This is a genomic window from Rhodoplanes tepidamans, from assembly GCF_030813915.1.
Lineage (GTDB): Bacteria > Pseudomonadota > Alphaproteobacteria > Rhizobiales > Xanthobacteraceae > Rhodoplanes > Rhodoplanes tepidamans.
On sequence record NZ_JAUSUJ010000028.1, the window covers coordinates 80,375 to 86,715 of the forward strand.

Consider the following 6,341-nt stretch of genomic DNA (forward strand, 5'->3'; position numbering starts at 1 on the left):
TCTTCTTTCCGGCTCATTTACCTTGCCAGAGTGTTTCGGTTCCGCGCGCAATTGCGGACGCGTAACGTGCGGCCGGGGCGCTCGCGACTCGTTCGACTCGGTCGAGCCGGATGGTCGGCGAAAGCCCCGGGCCCGGGCCGGGCGTCTCGTTCAGGGGGAACGGGGCGCCGTGTCGGCTTTGGTGCCGGGTGCGGCAGGAGGGGGGATCCTCGTCGGATGATCCGGGGGGAGGTGAGGGGACGGCTCGCTCGGCTGGCGCGCGTCGGCGCGGCGGCCGGCGCATGCGTGGCGCTGGCCCACTGCTCGGCCGGCAATGGCGGCCTGTTTCCGAGAATCGATCCGCGCTACGGCGTCGCCGCGAGCCCGCGCGTCGTCGAGCCCGGCCAGCCGGTCCCCAAGGGCGGCGGCGGCTATCGCATCGGCAAGCCCTACATGGTGGGCGGCCGCATGTACGTCCCCGAGGAGGACGTCAACTACCGGGCGGAGGGCCTCGCCTCCTGGTACGGCACCGATTTCCACGGCCGGCTGACGGCGAACGGCGAGGTGTTCGACATGCACAGCATGTCGGCCGCCCATCCGACCCTGCCGATGCCGAGCTATGTGCGGGTCACCAATCTCGGCAACAACCGCTCCATGATCCTGCGGGTCAACGACCGCGGGCCGTTCCACCAGGGCCGGCTCATCGACGTGTCGAACAAGGCCGCGGACATGCTGGGCTTCCAGTCCAACGGCACGGCCCGGGTGCGGGTCGAGTATGTCGGCCGCGCCCCGCTGGAGGGCTCCGACGACGGAATCCTGATGGCGACCCTGCGCCAGGGCGAGCCGGCCCCGGCGCCGTCGCTGGTGATGATGGCGGCGACCCGGCCGTTCGTCCCGGCGCTACGCGGCGTCGGGGCCGCGCCGCCGCCGCCCCGGAGCGGCGTGCCGATGCCGCCGGAGCGGCCGTTCAGCCTCGGCCTCGACGACCAGCCGGCCGCGCCGGCCGGGCGGGCCTCCGGCCGCACCTCGCAGCGGGCGCCGGCGCCCGGCGACAGGCCGCCCGTGATGGCGGCCGGGCGCGATCCCAAGCCGGCCAGGCCGGCGGCGGCCCTGGCGGCGGTCGAATCGCGCCCGGGGCGCGAGGCGCCGCCCGCCGTGATGACCGGCCGCGGCCTCTATTAGGGCGCGAGACTCTCCCGGCAACGTCCCGTATCGGCTGAATTTTCGCTATCTGTCCGGGACCCGCTGTTGTCCCGGCGGGCGGGCCGCGCCATTGTGCGGCCCCACTGTCTTGGGACGCGAGGGCCATGATTCGGATGCTTCGCCGCCGCCCGGCGGCACCAGGGGGTGCATCGGGCCGGGATGCCGCCGGCCGGGGCGGACCCGCCCGCGGCCTCGTCGGCGCCGTCGCCGCGCTGTCGCTCGTCCTCGTCGTCGCCCTCGTGGCCGCGGCCGGCGCCGCCAACAACTCGGTGACGGGCGCCAAGAAGGAGGAGGGGTTCCAGACCGCCGCCCCCTACGCCATCCTGATCGACGCCGAGACCGGCACGGTCCTCTACGAGAAGGCGGCCGACACGCCGACGGCACCGTCGAGCCTGCTCAAGCTGATGACCGCCGAGATGGTCTTCCACGAGCTCGAGTCGGGCCGCCTCACGCTCGACCAGGAGTTCCCGGTCAGCGAGGACGCCTGGCGGCGCGGCGGGGCGCCGTCGCACACCTCCAGCATGTTCGCCCCGATCCACAGCCGGGTGCGCATCGAGGATCTGCTGCGCGGCCTGATCATCCAGTCGGGCAACGACGCGGCGATCGCGCTCGCCGAGGGCATCGCCGGCAACGAGCGCAGCTTCGCCGAGGCGATGACAAGGCGGGCCCGCGAGATCGGCCTCGCCCGCTCGACCTTCGGCAACGCCACCGGCCTGCCGGACCCGGGCAACGCCGTGACCATGCGGGAGCTGGCGAAGCTCGCCCAGCACATCATCAGGACCTACCCGAAATACTATCCGATCTACGGCGAGCGCGAGTTCACCTGGAACAAGATCCGCCAGCTCAACCGCAATCCGCTCCTGCCGCTCAACCTCGGTGCCGACGGCATGAAGACCGGCTACACGGCCGAGGGCGGCTACGGGCTGGTCGGCTCGGCGGTGCAGAACGGCCTGCGGCTGATCGTGGCGATCAACGGGCTGAAGACCGCCAAGGACCGCGCCGACGAGGGCAGGCGGCTCCTGGAGTGGGGCTTCTCCGGCTTCGAGGCGCGCCCGCTGTTCGCCGAGGGCCAGACCATCGGCGACGCCAAGGTGTTCGGCGGGGCGCAGGGAAGCGTGCCGCTGGTCGCCGGCAAGGCGGTGTCGGTGCTGGTGCCGAAGAACACGACCGACCGCATCTCGGCGCGGATCCTGTATACGGGGCCGGTGCGGGCGCCAGTCGCCGAGGGCCAGCCGGTCGGCCGGCTGCGGGTGATCAGGGGCGACAACGTCACGCTCGAGGTGCCGCTCAAGGCGGCCGAGGCGGTCGAGGTCGGCAGCCTGCCGCAGCGCGCCGTCGACGTCGTGACCGAGCTGGTCATCGGCTGGATCAAGGCGGGCTTCGCGCGCATTTGAGCGCCTGGGAACGGACATTCGGATGCGCGGGAAGTTCATCACGTTCGAGGGCGGGGAGGGGTCGGGCAAGTCGACCCAGGCCGCGCTGCTGGCCGGGCGGCTGCGCCGGCTGGGGATTTCGGTGGTGCAGACCCGCGAGCCCGGCGGCTCGCCGGGCGCCGAGGCGGTGCGGCACGTGCTGCTCGCCGGCGCCGCCAAGCCGTTCGGGCCGGAGGCCGAGGCGATGCTGTTCGCCGCCGCCCGCGCCGACCATCTGGAGAAGACCATCCGGCCGGCGCTCGAGCGCGGCGCCTGGGTGGTGTGCGACCGCTTCCTCGACTCGACCCGCGTCTACCAGGGCGCCGTCGGCAAGGTCGATCCGGCCGTGATCCGGGCGCTGGAGCGGGTGGCGGTCGGCGACACCCTGCCGGACCTCACCATCGTGCTGGACCTGCCGGCCGAGGCGGGGCTCGCCCGCGCGGCCGGGCGCCGCGACGGCGGCACGGCCGATCGTTTCGAGGCGGAGGACGTCGCCTTCCACGCGGCGCTGCGCGACGGCTACGCGGCGATCGCCGCGGCCGAGCCCGGACGCTGCGCCGTGGTCGACGCGAGCCCGGCGCCGGAACGAATCGCCGATGCGGTGTGGACCGTGGTCTGCGCCCGGCTCGGCGCCGCCCAGGTGGAGTCCGACGCAGCCGGGCCGGACACCGAGACATCGGACCCCGCGACGTCCGCGGGCGTCGAGGCCCGGAATGCCGGGGACACGCCGGCCGCCGGCCGCCTCGACGCGGCGGTGCCGTGAGCCGCGCCCCCCGCGCGGCGCGGGAGGAGACCGCCGCGGTTCCGCATCCGCGCGCCACCCTCGCCCTGGTCGGCCACGCCGCCGCCGAGGCGACGCTGCTCGCCGCCTACAAGTCCGGCCGCGTCCCGCACGCCTGGCTGGTCGGCGGCCCGGCCGGCATCGGCAAGGCGACGCTGGTCTACCGCTTCGCCCGCTTCGTCCTCGCCCATCCGGACCCCGGGTCGGCCGCCGTCCAGGCGGCGACCTCGCTGGCGCTGCCCGACGACCATCCGGTGGTGCGCCGGGTCGCGGCCGACACCGAGGGGGCGCTGCTCGCCCTGGAGCGCACGCCCGGCGAGAAGAGCGAGACGGTGCGCACGGTCATCACGGTCGACCAGGTCCGCGAGACGGTCGGCTTCTTCGGGGCCACGGCCACCGGCGGCGGCTGGCGCATCTGTATCGTCGACGCCGCCGAGGAGCTGAAATATCCCGAAGGCGCCAATGCCTTGCTGAAGATTCTGGAAGAGCCGCCGCAACGCGCGCTCCTCCTCCTGGTGAGCCATTCGCCCGGCCGCCTGCTGCCGACCATCCGGTCGCGCTGCCGGATGCTGACGCTGCGGCCGCTCGCGGTCCCCGAGGTGGTGACGGCCGCCGCGGCGGCGCTCGGCCGCGATCCGCACGATCCCGGGCTCGCCGAGGCGGCGGCCGCCGCCGACGGCTGCGTCGCCCGCGCCATCGCGCTCTCCGGCGGTCCCCTGCTGGCGCTGCGCGAGAAGGTCGCCGCGCTGCTCGCCCAGGTGCCGAGCCCCGACCCGCGCGCCCTGCATGCGCTCGGCGACACCCTGGAGCGGGCCGACCGCGAGATGGTCGAGACCTTCGTCGAGACGGTGCGGGACTGGCTCTCGGGCGAGCTGCGCCGCGGGCCCCAGGCGGCGCGCCGGCTCGCCCCCTATGCCGAGGCCTGGAGTCGGCTCGACACCGCCGCCCGCGACGTCCTCACCCTCAACCTCGACCGCCGCGCCCTGGTCTTCGCCGTGTTCGGCTGGCTTGCCGAGGCGGCACGGGGTTGATACCCAGGCGGCGACATCGCCGCAGCATCTCGTCATTCCGGGCCGGCGCACCGATCACGGGCTTGCCCGTGATCGGCATCGTAAGATGCCGAAGTCGGCGATCGCCGACTTCGGGGCGCCGAACCCGGAATCCAGCCACGAACGCCGAGCTCACGGCTGGATTCCGGGTTCGCGGCTTCGCCGCGCCCCGGAATGACGGCTGCTTTTTGCCCGGATTGCCTGCGAGCTTCGAAATCCATGGCCTCCAAACGCTATTACCTCACCACCGCCATCGCGTACCCGAACGGGGCGCCGCACATCGGCCATGCCTACGAGGTGATCGCCACCGACGCGATCGCCCGGTTCATGCGGCTCGACGGCTGCGACGTGCACTTCCTCACCGGCACCGACGAGCACGGGCAGAAGATGGTGCAGACGGCGGCCAGGGAGGGGCTGACGGCGCGGGCGCTCGCCGACCGCAACGTCGCGCTGTTCCAGGCGATGGACGCCAAGCTGAACATCTCGCACGACGACTTCATCCGCACCACCGAGGCGCGCCATCACCGGTCGTCCCAGGCGATCTGGGAGCGGATGAAGGCGAACGGCGACGTCTACCTGTCGAAATACGCCGGCTGGTACTCGGTGCGCGACGAGGCCTTCTACACCGAGAGCGAGACCACGGTCGGCGACGACAAGGTGCGGCGCGGCCCGTCCGGCACCCCGGTCGAGTGGGTCGAGGAGGAGAGCTGGTTCTTCCGGCTGTCGGCCTACCAGCAGAAGCTGCTCGACCTCTACGAGCGGGTGCCCGACTTCGTGCTGCCCAAGGAGCGGTTCAACGAGGTCGCGAGCTTCGTCCGCGGCGGCCTGCAGGACCTGTCGATCTCGCGCACCACCTTCGACTGGGGCATCCCGGTGCCGGGCGACGAGAAGCACATCATGTATGTGTGGGTCGACGCGCTGACCAACTACATCACCGGCGTCGGCTTCCCCGACACCGACAGCGCCATGTTCCGGACGTACTGGCCGGCCGATCTGCACGTCATCGGCAAGGACATCCTGCGCTTCCACGCCGTCTACTGGCCGGCCTTCCTGATGTCGGCCGGCGTCGACGTGCCGCGCCGCGTGTTCTCGCACGGCTTCCTGTTCAACCGCGGCGAGAAGATGTCGAAGTCGGTCGGCAACGTGATCGACCCGGTCGGGCTCGCCGACCTCTACGGCGTCGACCAGCTCCGCTACTTCTTCCTGCGCGAGGTGCCGTTCGGACAGGACGGCAGCTACTCGCACGAGGCGATCGTCAACCGGATCAACGCGGACCTCGCCAACGACCTCGGCAATCTCGCCCAGCGCTCGCTGTCGATGCTGGCCAAGGCGTTCAAGGGCGTGCTGCCGCAGCCGGGCGCGTTCTCCGGCAACGACGAGGCGATCCTGGCCGCCGCCGACGCGCTGGTCGGCAAGGCGCGCGAGCACATGGCGACCCAGCAGATCCACCAGGTGCTGAACGCCGTGTGGGCCGTGGTCGCCGACGCCAACCGCTATTTTGCGGGCGAGGCGCCGTGGGCCTTGGCGAAGACCGACCCGGTGCGCCAGGGCACGGTGCTCTACGTCACGGCCGAGGTGCTGCGCCAGGTCGCCATCCTGGCCCAGCCGGTGATGCCGACGGCGTGCGGCAAGCTGCTCGACATTCTGGCCGTGCCGGCCGACGCGCGCGACTTCTCCCAGCTCGGCGGCCACGTGCGCATCGCCCCCGGCAGTACGCTCCCGCCGCCCAGCCCGGTGTTCCCGCGCTGGATCGAGCCGGCGACGGAGTGAGAACGATGACTCGGCGCCTCGGGACCGGACCCTCTCCCCTCGTGGGAGAGGGTGCCCGAGCGAAGCTCGGGCGGGTGAGGGGGCGTCCCGCAAGCTCCGAGCGAGAGGATGGCTCCCTCACCCGGCTCGCCGCTGCGCGGGGGGGCC

General features: G+C 72.8%; 5 protein-coding genes. All 5 read left to right on the plus strand.

The window, feature by feature from the left end:
- The first annotated feature begins 216 nt into the window (after nucleotides 1-216).
- The 5 genes from J2S22_RS26030 to metG all read left to right on the plus strand — a co-directional run bounded on the left by J2S22_RS26030 (nucleotide 217) and on the right by metG (nucleotide 6,194).
- Entirely contained in the window at nucleotides 217-1,161 is a 945-nt protein-coding gene (locus tag J2S22_RS26030) for a septal ring lytic transglycosylase RlpA family protein (RefSeq protein WP_272778223.1), read from the plus strand.
- A 134-nt stretch (nucleotides 1,162-1,295) separates the two neighbouring features.
- Nucleotides 1,296-2,576, plus strand: coding sequence for a D-alanyl-D-alanine carboxypeptidase family protein (locus J2S22_RS26035; RefSeq protein ID WP_272778227.1), 1,281 nt, complete (start codon nucleotides 1,296-1,298; stop codon nucleotides 2,574-2,576).
- Between the two features lie 22 nt (nucleotides 2,577-2,598).
- Nucleotides 2,599-3,357 (plus strand): dTMP kinase, encoded by a 759-nt coding sequence (tmk, locus tag J2S22_RS26040; protein ID WP_272778224.1) that lies wholly within the window; start codon nucleotides 2,599-2,601, stop codon nucleotides 3,355-3,357.
- Complete coding sequence (locus J2S22_RS26045) at nucleotides 3,354-4,406, plus strand: DNA polymerase III subunit delta' (protein ID WP_272778225.1); 1,053 nt, start codon at nucleotides 3,354-3,356, stop codon at nucleotides 4,404-4,406. The genes tmk and J2S22_RS26045 overlap by 4 nt, the downstream gene beginning before the upstream one ends.
- 192 nt (nucleotides 4,407-4,598) lie before the next feature.
- Nucleotides 4,599-6,194, plus strand: a complete 1,596-nt coding sequence (gene metG, locus J2S22_RS26050) for a methionine--tRNA ligase (RefSeq protein ID WP_370878253.1) — start codon at nucleotides 4,599-4,601, stop codon at nucleotides 6,192-6,194.
- The last annotated feature ends 147 nt before the right edge of the window (nucleotides 6,195-6,341 follow it).